This window comes from Pseudomonas sp. GW823-FHT02F05, assembly GCF_058797315.1.
On record NZ_JBXAJM010000047.1, the window covers coordinates 2,642 to 4,229 of the forward strand.

A 1,588-nucleotide genomic window follows, 5' to 3' on the forward strand; every position below is an offset into this window, starting at 1 on the left:
AGTTAACGAAGTGGTTGATGCCATGCTTCCAAGAAAAGCTTCTAAGCTTCAGGTAACCAGGAACCGTACCCCAAACCGACACAGGTGGTTGGGTAGAGAATACCAAGGCGCTTGAGAGAACTCGGGTGAAGGAACTAGGCAAAATGGCACCGTAACTTCGGGAGAAGGTGCGCCGGTGAGGGTGAAGGACTTGCTCCGTAAGCTCATGCCGGTCGAAGATACCAGGCCGCTGCGACTGTTTATTAAAAACACAGCACTCTGCAAACACGAAAGTGGACGTATAGGGTGTGACGCCTGCCCGGTGCCGGAAGGTTAATTGATGGGGTTAGCTAACGCGAAGCTCTTGATCGAAGCCCCGGTAAACGGCGGCCGTAACTATAACGGTCCTAAGGTAGCGAAATTCCTTGTCGGGTAAGTTCCGACCTGCACGAATGGCGTAACGATGGCGGCGCTGTCTCCACCCGAGACTCAGTGAAATTGAAATCGCTGTGAAGATGCAGTGTATCCGCGGCTAGACGGAAAGACCCCGTGAACCTTTACTATAGCTTTGCACTGGACTTTGAATTTGCTTGTGTAGGATAGGTGGGAGGCTTTGAAGCGTGGACGCCAGTCTGCGTGGAGCCATCCTTGAAATACCACCCTGGCAACTTTGAGGTTCTAACTCAGGTCCGTTATCCGGATCGAGGACAGTGTATGGTGGGTAGTTTGACTGGGGCGGTCTCCTCCTAAAGAGTAACGGAGGAGTACGAAGGTGCGCTCAGACCGGTCGGAAATCGGTCGTAGAGTATAAAGGCAAAAGCGCGCTTGACTGCGAGACAGACACGTCGAGCAGGTACGAAAGTAGGTCTTAGTGATCCGGTGGTTCTGTATGGAAGGGCCATCGCTCAACGGATAAAAGGTACTCCGGGGATAACAGGCTGATACCGCCCAAGAGTTCATATCGACGGCGGTGTTTGGCACCTCGATGTCGGCTCATCACATCCTGGGGCTGAAGCCGGTCCCAAGGGTATGGCTGTTCGCCATTTAAAGTGGTACGCGAGCTGGGTTTAGAACGTCGTGAGACAGTTCGGTCCCTATCTGCCGTGGACGTTTGAGATTTGAGAGGGGCTGCTCCTAGTACGAGAGGACCGGAGTGGACGAACCTCTGGTGTTCCGGTTGTCACGCCAGTGGCATTGCCGGGTAGCTATGTTCGGAATAGATAACCGCTGAAAGCATCTAAGCGGGAAACTAGCCTCAAGATGAGATCTCACTGGAACCTTGAGTTCCCTGAAGGGCCGTCGAAGACTACGACGTTGATAGGTTGGGTGTGTAAGCGCTGTGAGGCGTTGAGCTAACCAATACTAATTGCCCGTGAGGCTTGACCATATAACACCCAAGCAATTTGAGTCGAAAGGCCAGATTGCGGTGTGTGAAGACGCAATGAACCGAAAGTTCGACGCTCACAAAACACCACGATCTATCACATACCCAATTTGCTGAAGCGAGGCCAGCTGGCCACGACTCAGTACCCGAATTTCTTGACGACCATAGAGCATTGGAACCACCTGATCCCATCCCGAACTCAGCAGTGAAACGATGCATCGCCGA

At 52.8% G+C, this 1,588-nt stretch carries 1 rRNA gene and 1 other annotated feature (1 of these 2 only partly in view); the gene reads left to right on the forward strand.

Annotation, left to right across the window (positions count from 1 at the left end):
* Positions 1 to 1,366, forward strand: a sequence feature (most likely nonfunctional fraction of RNA operon); it begins 2,641 nt to the left of the window's first position.
* A gap of 151 nt (positions 1,367 to 1,517) precedes the next feature.
* A 5S ribosomal RNA gene (gene rrf, locus AC1RAC_RS28210) occupies positions 1,518 to 1,588 on the forward strand; the annotation flags it as partial.